Raw genomic sequence first — 21,075 nt, forward strand, 5'->3', positions numbered from 1 at the left:
TCCTATGAAACAAAAAGTGGTTAGCATTGGTGATATCAAGGTAGCAAACGATCTGCCGTTCGTACTGTTTGGCGGCATGAACGTGCTGGAATCCCGCGATCTCGCCATGCGTATCTGCGAACACTACGTTACCGTGACCCAGAAGCTGGGCATCCCGTACGTGTTTAAAGCCTCTTTTGACAAAGCCAACCGCTCCTCCATCAACTCTTACCGTGGCCCGGGCCTGGAAGAGGGTATGAAAATTTTCCAGGAGCTGAAGCAGACCTTTGGCGTGAAAGTGATCACCGACGTGCATGAAGCCTCCCAGGCGCAGCCGGTGGCAGACGTGGTGGACGTGATTCAGCTCCCGGCATTCCTGGCTCGCCAGACCGACCTGGTGGCCGCGATGGCGAAAACCGGTGCCGTGATCAACGTGAAAAAACCACAGTTCGTCAGCCCGGGCCAGATGGGTAACATCGTCGATAAGTTTATCGAAGGTGGTAACGATCAGGTCATCCTGTGCGACCGTGGTGCAAACTTCGGTTACGACAACCTGGTCGTGGATATGCTGGGCTTCAGCGTAATGAAGAACGTCTCTAACCAGTCTCCGGTGATTTTCGACGTGACCCATGCTCTGCAGTGCCGCGACCCGTTTGGCGCCGCGTCCGGCGGCCGCCGTGCTCAGGTGACCGAACTTGCGCGCGCCGGTATGGCAACCGGTCTGGCTGGCCTGTTCATTGAAGCGCACCCGGATCCGGATAACGCAAAATGCGACGGTCCATCCGCGCTGCCGCTGGATAAGCTTGAGCCGTTCCTGAAACAGATCAAAGCGATTGACGATCTGGTGAAGAGCTTCGACGAGCTGGATACCAGCAAATAATAAAAAAACCCGCTTCGGCGGGTTTTTTTATGCCTCCCTCTCCGCCAGGGAGAGGGTTGGGGTGGGGGCATCAGCCCGCACCGGCCCATTCTTACGCAAATATCGTCATCAGATACGCAACAAACAACGCCATATGCGCCGCTCCGTTCAGCACGTTGGTGCGCCCGGTGGAGAACGAAATCTGGCACAGCAGCAATGATGCTACCATCACGATCATCTCCGGCGCACCCAGCGCAAACTGCAGCTCGTTACCGGTCATAAAGGCAATCAGCGTCACCACCGGTACGGTGAGTGAAATCGTCGCCAGCACGGAGCCGAAGAACAGGTTCATTGCGCGCTGCACCTGATTATTCAACACCGCTTTCAGCGCGCCCAGCCCTTCAGGGGACAGGATCAGCAGCGCCACCAGGAAGCCGGTAAACGCCACCGGCGCGTTCAGCTCGGTTAACAGCGTCTCCAGCGGGTTAGCGTTCATCTTTGTAACGGCAATCACCGCAATCAGATGCACGATCAGCCAAACCGTATGCCACGCGCTGCTGTGGGCCGACGGCTTACCGTGGTGCGGATCATCGTCGTCGCCGTCGTCTTCATGCTCATACACAAACAGGCTCTGGTGCGTTTTGGTCTGAATCAACAGGAACACGCCGTACATGGCGGCGGAAATCAGCGCGACCAGCAGCGCCTGACCGGTGGAGAAGTTTGCACCCGGCAGCGCCATCGGGAAGACCAGCACGATAATGGCAAGCGGGAAGAGGGCAATCAGATACTGTTTGATGCCAAACAGGTTCATATACTGGGTCGCGAATTTACGCCCACCCAACAGCAGAGAGAAGCCCACCAGACCACCCGTCACAATCATAATGATCGAGTAAAGCGTATCGCGCATCAGCGTCGGCGCGGCATCGCCGGTCGCCATGAGCGCGGAAATCAGGCTAACTTCGAGAATAACAACGGAAAGGCTGAGAATTAAAGAACCATACGGCTCGCCCAGACGGTGGGCCAGGACGTCCGCATGGCGAACGACGCTAAATGCGCTGGTTAAGATGCCGACCAGGGCAAGAATATTGATACCAACCACCACTGGCAGTGACTGACTGCTTCCCCAGAAGAGCAGCACAGCCAGTGCCAGAACCGGGAAAATGAGTGACGTCTCCTTGTGGCGGGTCTTTACCGCCTCGTGTGTTGCTGTCATGTGCTTCTCCATCAATGCAGGTGCTTGTAATTATAGATAGATTTTTGAGGGCATTAAATTAACAGATCTCTGTTAAATACCCTTAATTTTTTACTTAATTTTACCCTTTTTCATAAATTTAACGCCTGACTCCTGTAATTGACAGCTTTCACATAATATTTATTAAACAACAACTAATTACATGTAATGTTAATCCATAAATTAAGGCCGGGTGGCACGCTGGCATATCGTCGTCCACACTTATCTCTTTAAGTAAAAGAGAGGTGAGTGATGCCATATAAAACGAAACGCGAATTACCCGATAACGTGCAAAACGTGCTGCCCGCTCACGCGCAGGATATCTATAAAGAGGCGTTTAACAGTGCCTGGGATCAATACAAAGACAAGGAAGATCGCCGGGATGATGCCAGCCGTGAAGAGACGGCCCACAAAGTCGCCTGGGCCGCCGTAAAACATGAATATGAAAAAGGAGACGACGATAAATGGCATAAAAAGAAATAGCCGTGAAATAATTCGCTACCTTCATTTTGACTTTTCAGGCGGTTGAACTGCCGTTGTATTGCAACTGGTCCGCTAATTGCTTATCGTTATTCAACTGCTGGCAAAATGACCAGCACCTAAGGCCGGGAAGGCGAATTACAGATGTCGCAAGGAAGCATGCAGTGGCGGAGGTGGAAAGTGTTAACGCGTGATTTCTTAATGAAGGCAGATTGTAAGACGGCATTTGGTGCTATTGAGGAATCGCTTCTCTGGTCAGCTGAACAACGTGCGGCGTCGCTCGCTGCCACGCTTGCCTGCCGCCCGGATGATGGCCCGGTATGGATTTTTGGCTACGGTTCCCTGATGTGGAACCCGGCGCTCGAATTTGTCGAATCGGCAACGGGAACGCTGCCTGGCTGGCACCGCGCATTTTGCCTGCGTCTGACGGCCGGACGCGGCAGCGCGTGCCAGCCCGGGCGCATGCTTGCACTGAAAGAGGGCGGGCGCACCACTGGCGTGGCGTATCGCCTGCCGGATGCCACGCTGGAAGAGGAGCTTACGCTGCTCTGGAAGCGCGAGATGATCACCGGCTGCTACATGCCAAGCTGGTGCAAGCTGGAACTGGACGACGGACGCACCGTCAATGCGCTGGTGTTTATCATGGACCCGCGCCATCCGCTGTATGAAGCGGATACCCGCACGCAGGTGATTGCTCCGTTAATAGCCGCTGCCAGCGGACCGCTGGGTACCAACGCGCAGTATCTCTTCTCCCTCGATCAGGAGTTGACCCGCCTCGGCATGCAGGACGATTGTCTGAATGAGCTGGTGGTGAAGGTGAAGGCGTTGCTGGAAGGGAACCCGCTCAACGGCACGCTGCGACCGGGTTTTGCCTGATATTACGCCCGGCTTGCCGGGCGTTTAATATTATGCTGCCACGTAGCTGATGGAATGCTCCAGAGACTGACTGTGGCTGTCAATCAGCACATCCCATGTGCCGGTGTAGGGCACTGTAAGCCAGGCCTTATCATCCTGTACGGTGAGAATATCCGCCTGGGACTGTTTTTGTGCTTTCGAACTCATCAGATGAATACGACAGCGTTCTGAGCAACGCACCACCACCGTATCCCCGCCAAACAGCTTCAAACTTGTTTTTACCAGTGCCATTTTTTACCCCGTAGTCTTAAACAACGCTCTCCCTGCAGCCATATCCGAGCGTGATGTTGTTCACAATTCACTCATGGCATAACACCAAAGGGGAGGGGGTGGGATGCTGATTTTGATCAAAAAATGGCATAACGATTAAACAAAAATGACAAAATTCCTCAAAATTTCAGCTGGCGCGCGTTTTACCCGCTAAACGCGCGCCGCCAGAAAATTAAATGCGGAAATGACCGGCTGTTTCAGCAAGGTCGCCCGCCTGGCTCTGCAGGGCACCCGCAGCGGCGGCGGATTCCACGACCAGCTCGGCGTTCTGCTGAACCATTCTGTCGAGATGGGTCACCGCGTGGTTGATCTCATGAATCCCTTTCATCTGCTCGCTGGTGGCGATGGAAATTTCGCGCATAATGCCGGAGACGCTGCCGATGCTGGAGCGGATCTCGTCCATGCTTTCCCCGGCCAGGTGCACGTAGCGGGAGCCGGTGGCCACGCTGTCGGTGGTGGAATCGATCAGCGATTTGATCTCTTTCGCCGCCTGGGCGCTGCGGCTCGCCAGGTTACGCACTTCGCCCGCCACCACGGCAAACCCGCGTCCCTGCTCACCCGCACGCGCCGCCTCGACGGAGGCGTTCAGCGCCAGAATGTTGGTCTGGAAAGCAATGCCGTCAATCACGCTGGTGATATCGCCAATTTTAGCCGACGCGACTTCGATGGACTGCATGGTGCTGATCGCCTGGGATACCACCTCGCCGCCGCGCGCAGCGGCCGCTGAGGCTTTGCTCGCCTGGTCATTCGCTTCTGCCGCCGATTCGTTCGACTGGGTCACGGAGGCGGTGATCTGCTCCACGGCGCTGGCCGTCTCGCGCAGGCTGGATGCGGCCTGCTCGGTACGTCCGGAAAGATCCTGGTTACCCGCCGCAATCTCCTGAGCGGCGTTTTTCACCGACTCGCTGGCATCACGGAGCTGCACCATCACCACCGACAGCTTATCGCTGAAGGCGTTAAAGGCCTGCGCAATCTGCGCAACCTCGTCCTCGCCGTTGTCCGGCAGGCGCTGGGACAGATCGTTAGTCCCGTTAGCAATGTTGTGCATCGCGTCGCGAATGTCTGACAAACGCTTGAGCAGGCGGGCAATCAGGAAATGCACAATGGCCGCGCTCAGCAGTGCCAGGATCACCAGCGAAATCGCCGAGGCTTTAAGCAGGGAACGCATGCCGGAGGTGGCATCACCGTTGTCGAGCGCGACGACTAACAGCCAGTTTGTACCCGGCACGGCTGTCGCCACGAAGGTTTTTTCAGCGTCGTTCAGCGTTCCGTCGACGAGGTTACCGCTTTTCAGTGCAGCAAAATCAATGCCTTTGATCGTCTCAGCGAATGGTTTAAGCGTGAGCGCCGGATCGTTAGCGGCAATCACGCTGCCGTCACTGTTCAGAAGCAACCCGCTGCTGGCCGGTGTTGGATGGATCCCGCGCACGTTAGCCACCACGCTGTCCATCGCCACATCGCCCGCCACCACCGCTTTCAGCGTACCATTCTCTTTTACCGGCACGGCGAAGGTTACCACCAGTTTGCCGGTCCCCGCGTCAACGTAGGGCGCGGTGACGACCGGACCGTCCGTGCTGACCACCTGCTGATACCACGGGCGGATAGTCGGGTCATAGTCTGCCGGGACACCCGCCGGTTCAGAGAATTTCGCCGTTTTGCTGGCGTAGCCAACATAAACGTTGGTGAAGCCACCCGCCTGCGCAAGCTGTTTAAACACCGGAACCGGATCGTCACTCAGCGCAACGGTCTGCGCTGAGGCGATCACCGCCATCTTGCTTTTTACCCAGTCGGCAATCGCCATGTTATGGCTGGCGCTGGTGCTGGTCAGAATATCGCGCTGGGACTGCTGGTTATCCTGGCGCGTGACCTGGAAGTTAATAACGGTATTAAGGAGAAGTGCGACGACCAGACAGCCTGCCGTCGTCGCGATGATGCGTGCACGAATCGATCTGAACATAAGTGAAATACCTGCTGTGTTGTTTCCATGCCTATCGGCATCCCCGCAGGTAAACTTGATGCTGAAACCGCGTCCATAAGAAAATAATATTTTTACGGGTTTATTATTAAAAAGTTAATACTTTATCCGCGGACAGCGTCCAGTCGGCCAGCTCAACCAGCGTACCAATCTCTACGCCATCAATCAGCGGCAGACCGGTAATACCGCGGCCATCGGTACAGGTCTTGCACAGCTTCACCGGCACGTTTTGCGCGGTCAGGATCTCCAGCATCTGCTGAATGTTATAGCCCTCGGCCGGTTTTTGTCCCTTCAGCCCCGCGGTGACCGCGTCCGACATTAAAAAGAGTCGTAACGCGAGGTCACTCTCTTTTTCACGCAGCGCAATCGCCAGGCGCAGGCTATTAAAAAGGGATTCGCTGCCGTAGGCCGCACCGTTGGCGACGATCACAATCTTTTGCATGTTGACTCCTGTTCTTATAAAGGCACGAATATTGCTTAGCTTTCCCGAGTTTCGCTGTTCCGGAGAGAAAGCATGACATTAATGGCTGGCATTTCGCCAGGCGCTGCCGAATGGCTCGAGCGCGCAAAGATGATGCGCCGGGAGCAGCTCAGCAAGCTGGCACAGCTTGGCGAGCTTGTGCACGGCATTAGCCAACTGGTGCACATGTTACAGTGCGAGCGTGGGGCGTCCAACGTCTGGCTCTGCTCACAGGGTAAGCTTTACGCCCCCGAATGCAAAGCCAGCCGGGCGCTGGTGGATGAAAACCTCGCTGCACTTTATGTGATTCTTGAAAAACAGTCGCCGATCCCGGGAAGTACGGTCTGTGAACGCATCGGCGGCGCGCTCCTGAGCCTGGATATGCTTCCCGCGCTGCGCGAAGGAGTTATTCAGCAAACGGTAACGGCACCGCAGGCGATGGAACACTACTCCCGCATGCTTCGCCATCTGCTCAGTATCGTACCGCAGCTTAATGACAGCATTGACGATCCGCAAATAGCCGGGCGTTTTGTCGCCCTGTATAGCCTGATGCAGGGGAAAGAGCTGGCGGGACAGGAGCGGGCGCTGGGGGCGATTGGCTTCACGCAGGGTTTTTTCGATGATGTGACTCGCCAGAGGCTGGTTGACCGCATCGACGGGCAGCAGGCCTGCTTTGAAATCTTTCTCTCGCACAGCCACGCTGAGGTACAGGCCACCTTTGCCTTAAACTGCCAGCCCGATCGTGAAACGGAACAGCTACGAAGGGTGGCCTGCACCCGCCAGCCCGCCGCCGATAACGGCCATACCGCACTGGCCTGGTTTGCGCTGCAAACCGCGCGCCTTGAGCATCTGCGCGCGCTGGAGGAGACGCTCATCGCCGATCTGATGACGGCGGTGGACGAGCGTATTTACCGTAACGATGAGTACGTGCCTCCCGCCGATGAGCAGGACGATCCGCTGATACAGTACCCGGAAAAACCGTTGCTCACCCTGGTACGCCAGCAGGCGCGTGAGATAGAACAGCTCTCGCGCCAGCTTGCGTCGCTGCGCGATACGCTTGAAGAGCGCAAAGTCATAGATAAAGCGAAAAGCGTTTTGATGACCCACCAGAATATGAGTGAGGAACAGGCCTGGACGGCGCTGCGCAAAATGGCGATGGATAAGAACCAAAGGATGGTGGATATCGCCCGCGCGCTGCTCATGGTGAAGAATTTGTGGCAGGTAATACCAAAGGAGTAGCTGCACGGTTAGCGGGCATTTTGTGCCTGATTGAGGTGCGTAAACCTGAGGGTAAAGCGGGATACACCGCGAAAACCGCGTGTTAAAACCTGGCATTCGCTTTGCATGATCAGATTAACCATTTTTGACGATGCGCCAACGGCGGTGCATTCGTCTTCGGGATAAAGGCGTCCACTGGTGCTTCGGCATCGTGGGCGCTTTTTTTTGGTTTTTATTCAGGAGTGGTCATGGCGGATTTGTCGAGACGGCGTTTTTTGCAGGCCAGCATGCTGGCGAGTGGCGCAATGCTGTTACCGGGTATCATGCAGGCCGCATGGGCGGCAGGCTCGGATAAACCGGAGCAGGAAACAGTGCGCATCGGGTTTATCCCGCTGACAGACTGCGCGCCCGTGGTTATCGCGGCGCTGAAAGGCTTTGATAAAAAATACGGCATTACCATCGTGCCCACCAAAGAGGCGAGCTGGGCGGCGGTGCGCGACAAGCTGGTGGCGGGCGAGCTTGATGCCGCGCACATTCTCTACGGCCTGCTGTACGGCCTGGAGCTGGGCATTGCCGGTAAGCCGCAGCAGATGGCAAACCTGATGACGCTTAATCAGAACGGCCAGGCGATTACGCTTTCCAGCGATCTGGCGGAGAAGGGCGTTCGAGACCTTGACGGGCTGAAAAAGCTAATTGGTCAGCAGGCGCCCGGCACCTACACCTTCGCGCACACCTTCCCGACCGGGACGCACGCCATGTGGCTCTACTACTGGCTGGCCAGCGCGGGCATTAACCCCTTTGACGACGTGCGCACGGTGGTGGTGCCGCCGCCGCAGATGGTGATGAACATGCGCATTGGCAACATGGTCGGCTTTTGCGTCGGCGAGCCGTGGAACGCGCGGGCGATTAACGACCGCATCGGCTTTACCGCCGCGACGTCACAGTCTGTCTGGGCCGACCATCCGGAAAAAATCCTCGGCACGCGTCGCGACTGGGTGGAGAAAAACCCGCACACCGCGCGGGCGCTGGTCAGCGCGGTCCTGGAGGCCGCACGCTGGATCGAAGCCTCCCCGGAAAACAAGCGCGAGACCGCGCGGATCCTCTCCCACCGGGCGTGGCTCAACTGCAAGGAACAGTTTCTCACCGGGCGAATGCTCGGCGAGTACGACAACGGCCTGGGCCAGCGCTGGCAGGACGCGCACCCGATCCGTTTCTTCAACGAGGGGGCCGTCAGCTACCCATATCTCTCCGACGGTATGTGGTTCTTAACCCAGTTCCGCCGCTGGGGCTTGCTCAAATCCGCGCCGGACTACGCGGCTATTGCACAGCGCATTAACCAGACCGCTGTCTGGCAGGATGCCGCCACGGCGGTGGGGGGCATCACCACACCGACTTCACCATTACGCAGCAGCACATTGATGGACGGCACCGTCTGGAACGGTACCGACCCGGAAGGATACGCCAGCCGTTTCGCCATTCATCGTAAAGGGGCCTGATTATGCAGCATCTGCAAAAGACGAAATCACCAGATACGCCAGAGAGTGGGGAGGTGATTGTCCTCCCTCCGGTGCAGGTTCGCCGCCGTACGCCGACGTTTGCGCGTCGGATTAACGCGATCATTCAACGCATCATTCCGGCATTAATCGGTCTGGGACTGCTGGTCGTGCTGTGGCAGCTGGCGGCGATTAACAGCAAAGGTTTCCCGACGCCGCTCAGCACGCTTGATTCCGCCATTACTCTGTTTGCCGATCCGTTTTATCGCGACGGGCCTAACGATATGGGCATCGGCTGGAACGTGCTCGCTTCATTACAGCGCGTGGCGGTGGGCTTTGGCCTGGCCGCGTTCGCCGGGATCCCGCTCGGCTTCCTGATTGGCCGCTTCACCTTTTTTTCGCGCATGTTCGGCCCGCTGATCGCGCTGTTACGCCCGGTTAGCCCGCTGGCCTGGCTGCCCATCGGCCTGCTGCTGTTCCAGAAAGCGGAGCCCGCGTCGAGCTGGACCATTTTTATCTGCTCTATCTGGCCGATGGTGATCAACACCGCCGAAGGCGTGCGCCGCATTCCGCAGGACTACCTCAACGTTGCCCGGGTGCTGCAGCTTTCCGAGTGGACCATCCTGCGCCGCATTCTCTTCCCGGCGGTGCTGCCCGCGGTGCTGACCGGGGTGCGCCTCTCCATCGGCATCGCCTGGCTGGTGATTGTCGCCGCCGAGATGCTGACCGGAGGGCTGGGGATCGGCTTCTGGATCTGGAACGAGTGGAACAACCTCAACGTCGAAAACATTCTCATCGCCATCGTCATCATTGGCGTGGTCGGGCTGCTGCTGGAGCAGGGGCTGATGCTGATCGCCCGGCGCTTTAGCTGGCAGGAAAAATAAGGAGCGAACATGAAACCATTAATTCAGGTCCAGGCCGTGAGCCAGCGTTTTTCCACCGCCAGCGGCGAGTTTCTGGCGCTGCAGAACGTCTCTTTTGATATCCACGAGGGCGAAACCGTGAGCCTGATTGGGCACTCTGGCTGCGGCAAATCGACGCTGCTGAACCTCATCGCCGGTATTACCCTGCCGACCGAAGGTGGGCTGATTTGTGACAACCGCGAAATCGCCGGGCCGGGGCCGGAGCGCGCGGTGGTGTTCCAGAACCACTCGCTGCTGCCGTGGCTCACCTGCTTCGACAACGTGGCCCTGGCGGTAGATCACGTGTTTCGCCACAGCATGAGCAAGGCTGAGCGCCGGGAGTGGATTGAACACAATCTCGACCGCGTGCAGATGGGGCACGCTCTGCACAAGCGTCCGGGGGAGATCTCCGGCGGCATGAAGCAGCGCGTCGGTATTGCCCGCGCGCTGGCGATGAAGCCGAAAGTGCTGCTGATGGATGAACCCTTCGGCGCGCTCGATGCGCTGACGCGCGCTCATCTGCAGGACTCGGTAATGCAGATCCAGCAGGCGCTGAACACCACCATCGTGCTCATTACCCACGACGTGGACGAGGCGGTGCTGCTCTCCGATCGCGTGCTGATGATGACCAACGGCCCGGCGGCGACCGTCGGGGAGATCCTGCGCGTCGATCTGCCGCGCCCGCGCAACCGGGTGCAGCTGGCGGACGACAGCCGCTATCACCACATGCGCCAGCAGATCCTTCATTTCCTCTATGAAAAGCAGCCAAAAGCGGCGTAGCGAGGGGGCTTTGATGCGACTGGTCATTATCGGAAATGGCATGGCGGCTACGCGGCTGATTGCCTCGCTCACCGGGCGTGCTGCAGGTCGTTTCGCTATCACCGTCATCGGTGACGAGCCGGAACATGCCTATAACCGCATCCAGCTTTCGCCGGTGCTGGGCGGTGAAAAGCAGGCTGCAGACATCTGTCTTCAGGATGACGACTGGTACCAGGCGCGCGGCGTGACGTTGCTGCGGGGCGAAAAGGCGATCGCCGTAAACGTGGACACGCGGGAAGTGCAAACCGCCGCCCGCACGCTGGACTGGGATGCGCTGGTGTTTGCCACCGGATCAACGCCCTTTATTCCGCCAATCCCCGGCTGCGATGCGCCGCATGTGTTCACGTTCCGTACCCTGGCAGATACCCGGGCCATTCAGGCGATCGTCGGTCCTGCGGTGGTGCTGGGCGGCGGCGTGCTCGGGGTTGAGGCGGCAGCAGCGCTGGCGCGTTCAGGTGACGAGGTCACGCTTGTTCATCGCGGTCCGTGGCTGATGGAGCAGCAGCTGGATCGGCAGGCGGGAATGCTGCTGGAAGAGGCGCTGGCGGCGCGGGGCGTGCGCTGTGAGCTCGTCTCTGGCATCGCAGCGGTGAACGGAGATAGCGTGACGCTGCTTAACGGACGCAGTATCGCCGCCGCGCGCGTGGTGCTAGCGACCGGCGTGCAGCCCAGCGTCGCGCTGGCGCAGGCCAGCGGCATTCGCTGCGCGCGCGGCATCGTGGTGGATCACCAGATGCAAACCTCCGAGCCGGACGTCTACGCCATTGGCGAGTGCTGCGAAATTGACGGCCAGACGTTTGGCCTGGTCGCCCCCTGTCTGGCGCAGGCGGATATCCTTGCCGCGCGGCTGGCGGGGGACGTCACCGCGCCGTTTGTCCTGACTGACAACGGCGTACGCCTCAAGGTGACCGGCGTGGAGCTGTTCAGCCTCGGTCGCGCGGCAGAGCGGGAGGGCGACGTGGTCTGGAGCGCATGGGATCCGCTGACCCGTCACTATCGCCGTTTACTGATCAATCAGAGGGCGCTGGCTGGCGTACTGCTGATGGGCGACTGCCGCAGCGCGGCAACATTTACCGATTTACTGGCAACGGCTGCGCCCGCCCACGCGGACTGGCTGTTCGATCGTTTCACTACGCAACCGCAGGTTGCAGGACACAATGCTATGACAAAACCTACTCTGGTGGTGGTTGGGCACGGTATGGTCGGCCATCATTTCCTCGAAGACTGCGTTAACCGCAATCTGCATCAGCAGTATCAGATCGTTGTCTTTGGCGAGGAGCGCTATGCCGCCTATGACCGCGTGCATCTGTCGGAATATTTTGGCGGCCGCAGCGCGGCGTCGCTTTCGCTGGTGGAGGGGGATTTCTTTGCCGACAACGGCATTGAGCTTCGCCTGTCGCAGCAGGTCGTCGCTATCGATCGCGACGCGCGCGTGGTGCGTACCGCCAGCGGGCACGAAACCCACTGGGACAAGCTGGTACTGGCGACCGGATCATACCCGTTCGTGCCGCCCGTGCCGGGCAACGATTTGCCGGGCTGTTTTGTCTACCGCACCCTTGACGACCTGGACAACATTGCGGCGCACGCGGCGGGCTCGCGCCGCGGCGTGGTGATTGGCGGCGGCCTGCTCGGGCTGGAGGCGGCGAATGCCCTGAAGCAGCTCGGGCTGGAAACCCACGTGGTGGAATTTGCGCCTAACCTGATGGCGGTCCAGCTCGACAACGACGGCGCGATGATGCTGCGCAAGAAAATTGAGGCGCTGGGCGTCGGCGTTCACACCAGTAAAGCGACAACGGAGATCGCCACGGCGGACGGCGGGCTGGTGCTGCGCTTTGCCGATGGCGAACAGCTTGAAACGGACATGGTGGTCTTTTCTGCCGGCATTCGTCCCCAGGACGCGCTGGCGCGCAGCAGCGGGCTGGCTATCGGCGAACGCGGCGGGATTTGCATTGACGACGGTTGCCAGACCTCCGATCCGGACGTGCTGGCCATCGGCGAATGCGCGCTGTGGGAAGGGAAAATCTTCGGTCTGGTCGCGCCCGGCTATCAGATGGCGCGGGTGGCCGCCGCCGCGCTGGCGGGTGAGGATAAAACCTTCGCCGGCGCGGATATGAGCACTAAGCTCAAGCTGCTCGGCGTGGACGTCGCCTCGTTCGGCGACGCTCACGGGCGCACGCCGGGGGCGCTGAGCTATCAGTGGACGCACGGTCCGCAGCAAATCTACAAGAAAATCGTGGTCAGCCACGACGGCAAAACGCTGCTCGGTGGCGTGCTGGTGGGTGACGCCAGCGAATACGCCACGCTGGTGCAGATGATGCTTAACGGGATAGCCCTGCCAAAAGAGCCGGAAACGCTGATTTTACCCGCGTCGTCAGGCAGCGCGCCGAAAGCGCTCGGCGTGGCGGCGCTGCCGGAAAGCGCGCAAATCTGTTCATGTCATAACGTCAGCAAGGGCGATATCTGCCGGGCGGTGAGCGCGGGCGCGACGGATATCGGCGCCGTTAAGCAGTGCACCAAAGCGGCGACCGGCTGCGGGGGATGTAGCGCGCTGGTGAAGCAGGTGATGGAGTTCCAGCTGGCTGAGCAGGGCGTGGAGGTGAAAAAGGACATCTGCGAGCACTTCCCGTACTCGCGCCAGGAGATTTACCACCTCGTGCGCGTCAACCATATTCGCACCTTTGACCAGCTTATCAGCCGCTACGGACAGGGACACGGGTGCGAAATTTGTAAGCCGCTGGTGGGGTCAGTGCTTGCCTCGTGCTGGAACGAGTATCTGCTGAAACCGGCACACCTGCCGCTGCAGGACACCAATGACCGCTACTTCGCCAATATCCAGAAAGACGGTACCTACTCTATCGTGCCGCGCATGCCGGCGGGGGAAGTGACCGCGGACGGGCTGATCGCCATCGGGCAGATTGCGAAACGCTACAGCCTGTACAGCAAAATTACCGGCGGGCAGCGTATCGACCTTTTCGGCGCCACTCTTGAACAGCTGCCTATGATCTGGCAGGCGCTGGTCGAGGCCGGGTTTGAAACCGGGCACGCTTACGGGAAATCCCTGCGCACGGTGAAATCCTGCGTCGGTTCAACCTGGTGCCGCTACGGGGTGCAGGACTCCACCGGCCTCGCGGTCAGGCTTGAGCACCGCTACAAGGGGCTGCGCGCGCCGCACAAAATCAAAATGGCGGTCTCCGGCTGCACCCGCGAGTGCGCGGAGGCGCAGAGCAAAGACGTTGGGGTGATTGCCACCGATAAAGGCTGGAACCTCTATCTCTGCGGCAACGGCGGGATGAAGCCGCGCCATGCGGATCTCTTCGCCAGCGATCTGGATGACGAAACGTTAATCCGCACCGTCGACCGCTTCCTGATGTTCTACATCCGCACGGCGGAACGCCTGCAGCGCACCAGCACCTGGATGGATAACCTGGAAGGCGGTCTCGACTACCTGCGGGAGGTGATCCTCAACGACAGCCTGGGTATCGCCCACGAGCTGGAGCAGGAGATGGCCCGGGTGGTGGAAACCTATCAGTGCGAATGGCAAACAACGCTTAACGATCCCAACCGGCTGGCGCTGTTCCGCACGACGGTGAACGACACCGCGCCGGATGAAAGCAAGCGCTGGCAGGAAATTTGCGGCATCGACGATATCCCCGAGCAGGCGGGCATCGGCGCGCGGCTTGGACGTAAGCCGATTGCGCTCTTCCGTTTTGGCAAAACCGTTTACGCCCTCGACGATCGGGAACCGGGCGGTAATGCTAACGTGCTTTCACGCGGCATTCTTGGCGATGCAGCGGGCGAGCCGGTGGTGATTTCACCGCTGTATAAGCAGCGCATTCGCCTGCGCGACGGCTGTCAGGTAGAGAACGGCGAACCCGCGGTGCGCGCCTGGCCGGTGAAAATTGAAAACGGCAAGGTATGGGTTGGCAGCGACGCCCTGGTAATGCGTGCGGAGGCTTCATGACGGAAACCCGGACAACGTGCCCCTACTGCGGGGTCGGCTGTGGCGTAGTTGCCAGCGTGGAAGGTGAAGCGGTCAGCGTTCGGGGAGATGAAACCCATCCTGCGAACCTGGGACGTCTGTGCGTGAAAGGATCGGCCCTGGGGGAAACGACGGGGTTACAGGGGCGATTGCTGCGCCCCGCTGTTGACGGACTTGAGGTGGACTGGGCGCAGGCGCTGAACGCGGCGGGGGAGCGTCTGCGGGAGATTATCGACACATGGGGACCGCAGGCGGTGGCGTTTTACGCCTCCGGACAATTGCTTACCGAGGACTACTACGCCGCCAACAAGCTGATGAAAGGATTTATCGGTGCGGCAAACATCGATACTAACTCCCGGCTCTGTATGTCCTCGGCGGTGGTGGGCTACAAGCGCGCCTTTGGCGAAGACGTGGTGCCGTGCAGCTATGAGGATGTGGAAAACAGCGATCTGGTGGTGCTGGTGGGTTCAAACGCGGCCTGGACGCATCCGGTGCTGTATCAGCGGCTGGTGCAAGCAAAGTACAGCAATCCGCAGATGAAGGTGGTGGTAATCGATCCCCGCAGAACCGCCACCTGTGATATTGCTGACCTGCATCTGGCGCTCGCCCCCGGCAGCGACGCCGGGCTGTTTGTCGGTCTGCTTAATGTGATTCAGGGAACGGATGAGTGGCCCGTTGAGCGCGTGGCGGCGTTTTGCGATCTTCCGTCAGAAGACATTGGTACCTTTTACGACTGGTTTATCACCGCGCCTCGCGCAATTACGCTCTACACCATGGGTATCAACCAGTCCGCCAGCGGCAGCGACAAGTGTAACGCTATTATTAACGTTCATCTTGCCAGCGGGAAGTTCAACCGTCCGGGCTGCGGCCCGTTTTCGCTGACCGGACAGCCAAACGCGATGGGCGGAAGGGAGGTGGGCGGACTGGCGAACCAGCTGGCGGCACACATGAACTTTGAGCCGGACGATCTTTCGCGGGTGGCGCGTTTCTGGGGAACGGAACGGCTGGCGCAGACGCCGGGGCTGATGGCGGTGGAGCTGTTTGACGCCATTGCCCGCGGTGAGGTGAAGGCGGTGTGGATTATGGGCACCAACCCCGCCGTGTCGCTGCCGGACAGCCACGCGGTGTGTCAGGCGCTGGCGGGTTGCCCGCTGGTGATGGTCTCTGAGGTGATGAACGATACCGACACCAGCCGGCTCGCCCATATCCGTTTTCCGGCTTTGAGCTGGGGAGAAAAGGACGGGACGGTGACCAATTCCGAGCGGCGCATTTCGCGCCAGCGCGCGTTTCTGCCTGCGCCGGGCGAGGCGAAGCCGGACTGGTGGATCGTCGCGCAGGTAGCGAAGCGGCTGGGCTACGGCGAGGCCTTTGCCTGGCAACATCCGCACGAGATTTTTTGCGAACATGCGGCGCTGACGGCCTTTGAAAATGACGGCGCGCGGGCATTGAATCTTCATGACCTGGCTGCGCTAACCCGTGAGGAGTGGGATCAGCTTGAGCCTTATCAGTGGCCGACGGGGGATTTCCCGCGCCGAAACATTGTTCCCGTTAACCCTCTGTCGCACAGTGCGACTGTCAGCGCGTTGTACCCGCTGATTCTTAACTCGGGGCGCATCCGCGATCAGTGGCATACCATGACCCGAACGGGATACGTAGCCAGACTGATGCAGCATATCGCCGAACCGTTTGTTGAGGTTTGCCCCGCAGACGCCGTTCGGCTTTCCCTGTGCGACGGCCAGCTGGCGCGAATTAGCTCGCCGCGCGGCGTGATGGTCGTCAGAGTACGAATCAATGACGGGATACGGGAAGGCGAGGCGTTTGCCCCGATGCACTGGAACGCTGAGTTTGCCCGCCAGGGAAAGGTGAATGCGCTGGTGGAAGGGCGCTGCGATCCGGTTTCGGGCCAGCCGGAGAGTAAACAAACCGCGGTCAGAATTCTGCCGTGGCAGCCTGCCTGGCAGGGGGAACTCTATGCCAGGGAATGGCCGGAAATGCCTTCTTCGGTTTACTGGTGGCGCAAAGCCTCACGTCTGACGGTGGCGTGCGATAAACCTTTGCTGTCGTGGGTAATGGAATACGCCGGCGTCCGGGGCTGGCAGCTGCAGGTTGCCCAAACCGGCGAACGCAGCAGCGTGCTGGCCTGGCATGAAGGCCAGCTGATGCTGGGCTTCTGGGAGGGCACTGCGTTACCGGCGCTGGCGCATACGGTGATTGAGGCCGCTTTTCAATCCCCACCCGTGCTGGCCTCAGAACGCCACGCCCTGTTGAACGGACAGAGCGTCGGGAAGGAAGCGGATCCGGGACGCATCATCTGCAGCTGTTTCAGCGTCGGGGAGAATGCGATACGGGAGGCGATCGTCGGAGGGTGTGATTCCGTCAACGCGCTGGGGGCGAAGCTGCGCTGTGGTACGAACTGTGGTTCCTGCGTGCCGGAGCTGAAAGGGCTGTTTCAGGATAATCCTGAAATGTCCGTCAGGACTGCATTTCAGGGCTTATCGCGTTAACATAATAAGAGTTTATTCATAAACACAGGTTCTTATTGACGACGTTGATGGCTGTATCGTCCCGCATTCGTTTGCTGTTTTTACTCCCCCTTCTTACGGTCGGAGCCGTTCACGGTGCGCCGAATTCCTTTATCCAGCAGGCACAAAATCCCTTTGATAATGACGGGGATAATCTGCCCGACCTCGGCATGGCGGCGCCAACCGGCGAGGGGGAGAAGCATCTGGCCGAAATGGCGAAAGCCTTTGGTGAAGCCAGCATGACCGACAATGGACTGACGACCGGCGAGCAGGCGCGTCAGTTCGCGTTTGGCCAGGTGCGCGACGCGGTAAGCGGCGAAGTGAACCAGCAGATTGAATCCTGGCTTTCGCCTTGGGGGAACGCCAGCGTGAACTTGCTGGTGGATAACGACGGCAAATTTAACGGCAGCAGCGGGAACTGGTTTATCCCGTGGAACGATAACAACCGTTATCTGAGCTGGAGCCAGCTTGGCCTGACCCAGCAGACGGATGGCCTGGTGAGTAACGCTGGAATCGGCCAGCGCTGGGTCGCCGGGAAATGGCTGCTGGGTTACAACACCTTTTACGATAACCTGCTGGATGAAAACCTGCAGCGTGCAGGGCTGGGCGCGGAAGTGTGGGGGGAAAATCTGCGCCTGTCAGCCAACTATTATCAGCCCTTTGCCGGCTGGCGCGATCGCTCTGACCTCCAGGAGCAGCGCATGGCGCGCGGCTATGACGTCACCGCTAAAGCCTGGCTGCCGTGGTTCCATCACCTGAACACCAGCATCAGCTTCGAGCAATATTTTGGCGATAACGTCGATCTCTTCAACAGCGGAACCGGCTACCACAATCCGGTAGCGGTGAATCTGGGGCTTAACTACACCCCCGTCCCGCTGGTCACGTTGACTGCCGGGCACAAGCAGGGCGAAAGCGGCGAGAGCCAGAATAACCTCGGGCTGAAGCTCAACTATCGCTTTGGCGTGCCGCTGGTGAAACAGCTTTCCGCCGGTGAAGTCGCCGCCACGCGATCCCTGCGCGGAAGCCGCTACGACTCGCCGGAGCGCAATAGCCTGCCGGTGATGGAGTTCCGTCAGCGCAAAACGCTGTCCGTGTGGCTGGCAACGCCTCCGTGGGATCTGAAAGGGGGCGAGACCGTCATGCTGAAGCTCCAGGTCCGCAGCACGCACGGCATTCGTCAGATCCACTGGCAGGGGGATACGCAGGCATTGAGCCTGACGTCACCGGCGAAAAGCAACAGCACAGACGGCTGGAGCGTGATTATGCCTGCCTGGGATGACAGCGAAGGGGCGACAAACCGCTGGCACCTGTCGGCGGTGGTGGAAGATGAGAAAGGCCAGCGCGTCTCGTCCAATGAGATCGCGCTTGCGGTGGTGCAGCCGCTGGTCGCATTGCCTGACGACGATCCGCGCTGGAAGCTGCTGCCGGATGAGTAGCCCTTAAAAAATGCGTTCCTGATGCACCCACACCGCGGCTTCGACGCGGGATTTAAGCTTCATTTTCTTCAGCATATGCTTCACGTGCACTTTGACCGTACTTTCCGTGATGTCCAGGCGGCGGGCGATCATTTTGTTCGGCAGCCCCTGGGCAATGAGCTTGAGAATGTCGCGCTCGCGCGGCGTTAGCTGGCTGACGTCGCGGTCAGAGGTGGCGCGGTTGGCGCGCAGGCTGGCGGCCAGCACCGGCGTTAAGGCTTCGCTGAGAACCATCTCGCCCGCCGCAGCCTGCTGCAGCGCCTTAAGCAAGTCTTCCGGCTCCATGTCTTTGAGCAGATAACCATCCGCCCCGCGCTTCAGCGCCGTGACCACATCCTCTTCATGGTTCGAGACGCTAAAGACGACGATGCGCCCGGAAAGCGATTTTTCCCGCAGCTTGTCGAGGGTCTCCAGACCGTTCATGCCGGGCATATTCAGATCGAGCAGGATCAGATCGGGATCGAGGGATTCGGCAAGCTCAATGCCCTGTTCGCCGTTGCTGGCTTCGCCAACCACGGTGATATCGGGTGCCATGCTGACCAGCTGTTTTACGCCAGTACGCAGCATCGGATGGTCGTCGATCAACAGGATGGATGCCGGTTCCTGATTAGTCATGGGTTTCTCCTTGAGCAGTTGTAAGCGGTTTCTCGGGAATAAAGGTGACGACAACTTCCGTGCCGCCCGTCTCTCTCCGGCGAACCTGGCAATCACCGCGCAGGCTTTGGGCGCGGTCTCGCATAATAATTAAACCATAGTGGTTAGTGCGTTCGGCATTTTCCGGCACGCCGCGGCCGTTGTCGTGAACCGTAAGCTTCACCTGGTTGTTGTGCTGGCTGACGGTGACCGTTACCGCCGTCGCGCCGGAGTGCTTGAGCACGTTGCTCAGCGCTTCACGGGCGATCTGCAGTAAATGTATGGCCTGATGGGAGGGGACAAACCGCGGCGGCAGCTGGTAGTCAAGCTTCACCGGGAACCCCAGCCGGGCGCTAAATTCGTGACAGCTGGCCTCCAGCGCCGGGCGCAGGCCCGGCTCGGTCAGCTGCAGGCGGAAGGTGGTCAGCAGCTCGCGAAGCTGCACCCAGGAGGTGTTCAGCTCGTTGCGGATCTGGCTAAGCAGCTGCTTATTGCTTTCCGGCATCTCTGCATCCTGCATCTGCAGGCAGCTCACCTGCATTTTCATACAGGAGAGCGACTGGGCGATCGAGTCGTGAAGCTCGCGGGCGATGGTCGCGCGCTCTTCCATGACGATCAGCTGCTGCTGCTTTTCCTGATGCCTGTCGAGCGCCAGCGTGGCCGTTAGCTGTTCGACCAGCGTATCAACCAGCTGCTGCTGGTCGTGGCTCAGATGACGCCCGGCTGGCAGCGTTGCCAGTAGAATACCGTACTGGGTGTGGCTGTCGGTCAGGCGCCACTTCAGGGTGGTGCCGCCGGACGTCAGCGGCGGCAGGCCGCGAGGGCAAAGATGGCAGCCTTTGTCATCGCACGACATATCCGACTGGCAGGTAAATTCCTGATGGTTATCTTCGTCTTCCACGTCGTAGACGCGCAGCTCAAGGTCGTGCAGCAGGGTCAGATTTTGCAGGCCGTTCAGCACCGGAGAGAGGCGCTCGCATAGCGGCACCTGCATGTGCAGACGGCGGTTGGCTTGCCACAGGAAGGAGAGGATCTCGTTTTTCTGCTCCAGTCCCGCCGTTTTTTCCTGAACGCGCTGTTCCAGTACCGCGTAGCTCTCGGAGAGCTCTGCCGACATGGTGTTGAGCGCCTGGCCAAGCATGGCCATCTCGTTGCGCCCGCTGATGTGCGTGCGCTGGGTAAAATCGCGTGCGGTCACCGCGCGGGCCATCGCCAGCAGCTGTTTCCACGGGTTCAGCAGCCGCGCGCGGAGCCAGACGATGGTGAAGATCAGCAGCAGCCCCATAAACAGCGCCATTGCGCGGTGCACCATCACCACCCGGTCGATGCGTAATTCGGTCGTCTGGTCAAAAGCGGAGACCAGCGCATCAATACGTGAGACGAACCCCGCAACGTCCTGCGCAACGGTTTCCGTGCTGCGAGCCTGTTTCAGCCCGGGCTGCAGCTGGGTGTGCCAGTAACCCTGAAGGGCGTTAAGCTGGGACTGCTGACCGGCGCGGATGGCGGCGTTTTCCAGCTCGGGGCTGAAGACCGTGCGCTCCATTTCATCAATCAGAGGCCGATCGTCCTGCGTCAGGGGGACCGACGCCAGCAGGCGATAACTCTGCATGCGTAGCGAGCCTGCCTCGTTGATGGCATGCGCATTACCCTGTACTCCCTGTACCAGCCAGCCGGAGATCGCCATGCCGGTCACGCCGATGGCGGTGGACAGCAAAACAATCAGGGCTAGCTGATTCACGAGCGTCAGCGGAGATAAACATCTTTTTAACATAGAGGTGGCGTGCTCCTGACGTGGCCTGCTTGCAGGAATGGCGCTATTCTGGTGCATACCCTGGAGTATACCCATACCAATAAAGGATTACCCC

The 21,075-nt window shown here is 59.5% G+C and carries 16 protein-coding genes; 10 read left to right on the plus strand and 6 right to left on the minus strand.

What is annotated here, in order from left to right:
- Positions 1 to 4: 4 nt before the first annotated feature.
- Complete coding sequence (gene kdsA, locus AC4IBF_RS09130; protein WP_104950756.1) at positions 5 to 859, plus strand: 3-deoxy-8-phosphooctulonate synthase; 855 nt, start codon at positions 5 to 7, stop codon at positions 857 to 859.
- 91 nt (positions 860 to 950) lie between these two features.
- Here the strand turns inward: kdsA and chaA are convergent, their stop codons facing one another.
- On the minus strand, positions 951 to 2,051 hold the full coding sequence (gene chaA / locus AC4IBF_RS09135) for a sodium-potassium/proton antiporter ChaA (protein WP_039024239.1): 1,101 nt from the start codon (positions 2,049 to 2,051) through the stop codon (positions 951 to 953).
- Positions 2,052 to 2,321: 270 nt separating this feature from the next.
- On the opposite strand from chaA, the gene chaB reads away from it, so the two are divergent.
- Both chaB and AC4IBF_RS09145 read left to right on the plus strand, forming a co-directional pair.
- Positions 2,322 to 2,552, plus strand: coding sequence for a putative cation transport regulator ChaB (gene chaB, locus AC4IBF_RS09140; RefSeq protein ID WP_045908986.1), 231 nt, complete (start codon positions 2,322 to 2,324; stop codon positions 2,550 to 2,552).
- 177 nt (positions 2,553 to 2,729) lie between these two features.
- A complete protein-coding gene (locus tag AC4IBF_RS09145) occupies positions 2,730 to 3,425 on the plus strand; it encodes a gamma-glutamylcyclotransferase (RefSeq protein WP_061097960.1) in 696 nt (231 codons plus the stop codon).
- A gap of 30 nt (positions 3,426 to 3,455) precedes the next feature.
- Here the strand turns inward: AC4IBF_RS09145 and AC4IBF_RS09150 are convergent, their stop codons facing one another.
- The 3 genes from AC4IBF_RS09150 to AC4IBF_RS09160 form a co-directional block, all read right to left on the minus strand.
- Complete coding sequence (locus AC4IBF_RS09150) at positions 3,456 to 3,695, minus strand: DUF1883 domain-containing protein (protein ID WP_111965917.1); 240 nt, start codon at positions 3,693 to 3,695, stop codon at positions 3,456 to 3,458.
- 211 nt (positions 3,696 to 3,906) lie between these two features.
- The gene (locus AC4IBF_RS09155) at positions 3,907 to 5,691 is read right to left on the minus strand and encodes a methyl-accepting chemotaxis protein (RefSeq protein WP_133294622.1); all 1,785 of its coding nucleotides are present in this window, start codon (positions 5,689 to 5,691) and stop codon (positions 3,907 to 3,909) included.
- Between the two features lie 106 nt (positions 5,692 to 5,797).
- Positions 5,798 to 6,151, minus strand: a complete 354-nt coding sequence (locus AC4IBF_RS09160; protein WP_133294621.1) for a DsrE/DsrF/TusD sulfur relay family protein — start codon at positions 6,149 to 6,151, stop codon at positions 5,798 to 5,800.
- A 72-nt stretch (positions 6,152 to 6,223) separates the two neighbouring features.
- Between AC4IBF_RS09160 and nasR the strand changes: the two genes are divergently transcribed.
- From nasR to AC4IBF_RS09195, 7 genes are all read left to right on the plus strand, one after another.
- Positions 6,224 to 7,408, plus strand: a complete 1,185-nt coding sequence (nasR, locus tag AC4IBF_RS09165) for a nitrate regulatory protein NasR (RefSeq protein ID WP_133294620.1) — start codon at positions 6,224 to 6,226, stop codon at positions 7,406 to 7,408.
- A 227-nt stretch (positions 7,409 to 7,635) separates the two neighbouring features.
- Positions 7,636 to 8,883 (plus strand): CmpA/NrtA family ABC transporter substrate-binding protein, encoded by a 1,248-nt coding sequence (locus tag AC4IBF_RS09170; RefSeq protein WP_252093095.1) that lies wholly within the window; start codon positions 7,636 to 7,638, stop codon positions 8,881 to 8,883.
- 2 nt (positions 8,884 to 8,885) lie between these two features.
- Positions 8,886 to 9,764: a nitrate ABC transporter permease gene (gene ntrB / locus AC4IBF_RS09175; RefSeq protein ID WP_127731329.1), complete on the plus strand. Its 879-nt coding sequence runs from the start codon at positions 8,886 to 8,888 to the stop codon at positions 9,762 to 9,764.
- A 9-nt stretch (positions 9,765 to 9,773) separates the two neighbouring features.
- The gene (locus AC4IBF_RS09180) at positions 9,774 to 10,562 is read left to right on the plus strand and encodes an ABC transporter ATP-binding protein (RefSeq protein ID WP_033145769.1); all 789 of its coding nucleotides are present in this window, start codon (positions 9,774 to 9,776) and stop codon (positions 10,560 to 10,562) included.
- Positions 10,563 to 10,575: 13 nt separating this feature from the next.
- Positions 10,576 to 14,562, plus strand: a complete 3,987-nt coding sequence (gene nirB / locus AC4IBF_RS09185; RefSeq protein WP_136194990.1) for a nitrite reductase large subunit NirB — start codon at positions 10,576 to 10,578, stop codon at positions 14,560 to 14,562.
- On the plus strand, positions 14,559 to 17,084 hold the full coding sequence (locus AC4IBF_RS09190; RefSeq protein WP_348942810.1) for a nitrate reductase: 2,526 nt from the start codon (positions 14,559 to 14,561) through the stop codon (positions 17,082 to 17,084). The genes nirB and AC4IBF_RS09190 overlap by 4 nt, the downstream gene beginning before the upstream one ends.
- Positions 17,085 to 17,131: 47 nt before the next feature.
- Entirely contained in the window at positions 17,132 to 18,538 is a 1,407-nt protein-coding gene (locus AC4IBF_RS09195; protein ID WP_479974822.1) for a YchO/YchP family invasin, read from the plus strand.
- A 3-nt stretch (positions 18,539 to 18,541) separates the two neighbouring features.
- Here AC4IBF_RS09195 and narL read toward each other — a convergent pair whose 3' ends face one another.
- Together narL and narX are read right to left on the minus strand one after the other, a co-directional pair.
- Positions 18,542 to 19,192 (minus strand): two-component system response regulator NarL, encoded by a 651-nt coding sequence (narL, locus tag AC4IBF_RS09200; protein ID WP_008499531.1) that lies wholly within the window; start codon positions 19,190 to 19,192, stop codon positions 18,542 to 18,544.
- Positions 19,185 to 20,981 carry a nitrate/nitrite two-component system sensor histidine kinase NarX gene (narX, locus tag AC4IBF_RS09205; protein WP_111965926.1) on the minus strand — a complete coding sequence of 599 codons (1,797 nt, stop codon included), beginning with the start codon at positions 20,979 to 20,981 and terminating at the stop codon, positions 19,185 to 19,187. Before narX ends, narL begins: the two co-directional genes overlap by 8 nt.
- Positions 20,982 to 21,075 lie beyond the last annotated feature (94 nt).

It is taken from the genome of Enterobacter sp. Taxon_8 (assembly GCF_058354585.1).

What these genes read in the sequence shown, in the direction of transcription:
- kdsA (WP_104950756.1), top strand. Translation starts at nt 5, where the DNA reads ATGAAACAAAAAGTGGTTAGCATTGGTGATATCAAGGTAGCAAACGAT.
- chaA (WP_039024239.1), bottom strand. Translation starts at nt 2,051, where the DNA reads ATGACAGCAACACACGAGGCGGTAAAGACCCGCCACAAGGAGACGTCA.
- chaB (WP_045908986.1), top strand. Translation starts at nt 2,322, where the DNA reads ATGCCATATAAAACGAAACGCGAATTACCCGATAACGTGCAAAACGTG.
- AC4IBF_RS09150 (WP_111965917.1), bottom strand. Translation starts at nt 3,695, where the DNA reads ATGGCACTGGTAAAAACAAGTTTGAAGCTGTTTGGCGGGGATACGGTG.
- AC4IBF_RS09155 (WP_133294622.1), bottom strand. Translation starts at nt 5,691, where the DNA reads ATGTTCAGATCGATTCGTGCACGCATCATCGCGACGACGGCAGGCTGT.
- AC4IBF_RS09160 (WP_133294621.1), bottom strand. Translation starts at nt 6,151, where the DNA reads ATGCAAAAGATTGTGATCGTCGCCAACGGTGCGGCCTACGGCAGCGAA.
- nasR (WP_133294620.1), top strand. Translation starts at nt 6,224, where the DNA reads ATGACATTAATGGCTGGCATTTCGCCAGGCGCTGCCGAATGGCTCGAG.
- AC4IBF_RS09170 (WP_252093095.1), top strand. Translation starts at nt 7,636, where the DNA reads ATGGCGGATTTGTCGAGACGGCGTTTTTTGCAGGCCAGCATGCTGGCG.
- ntrB (WP_127731329.1), top strand. Translation starts at nt 8,886, where the DNA reads ATGCAGCATCTGCAAAAGACGAAATCACCAGATACGCCAGAGAGTGGG.
- AC4IBF_RS09180 (WP_033145769.1), top strand. Translation starts at nt 9,774, where the DNA reads ATGAAACCATTAATTCAGGTCCAGGCCGTGAGCCAGCGTTTTTCCACC.
- nirB (WP_136194990.1), top strand. Translation starts at nt 10,576, where the DNA reads ATGCGACTGGTCATTATCGGAAATGGCATGGCGGCTACGCGGCTGATT.
- AC4IBF_RS09190 (WP_348942810.1), top strand. Translation starts at nt 14,559, where the DNA reads ATGACGGAAACCCGGACAACGTGCCCCTACTGCGGGGTCGGCTGTGGC.
- AC4IBF_RS09195 (WP_479974822.1), top strand. Translation starts at nt 17,132, where the DNA reads ATGGCTGTATCGTCCCGCATTCGTTTGCTGTTTTTACTCCCCCTTCTT.
- narL (WP_008499531.1), bottom strand. Translation starts at nt 19,192, where the DNA reads ATGACTAATCAGGAACCGGCATCCATCCTGTTGATCGACGACCATCCG.
- narX (WP_111965926.1), bottom strand. Translation starts at nt 20,981, where the DNA reads ATGTTAAAAAGATGTTTATCTCCGCTGACGCTCGTGAATCAGCTAGCC.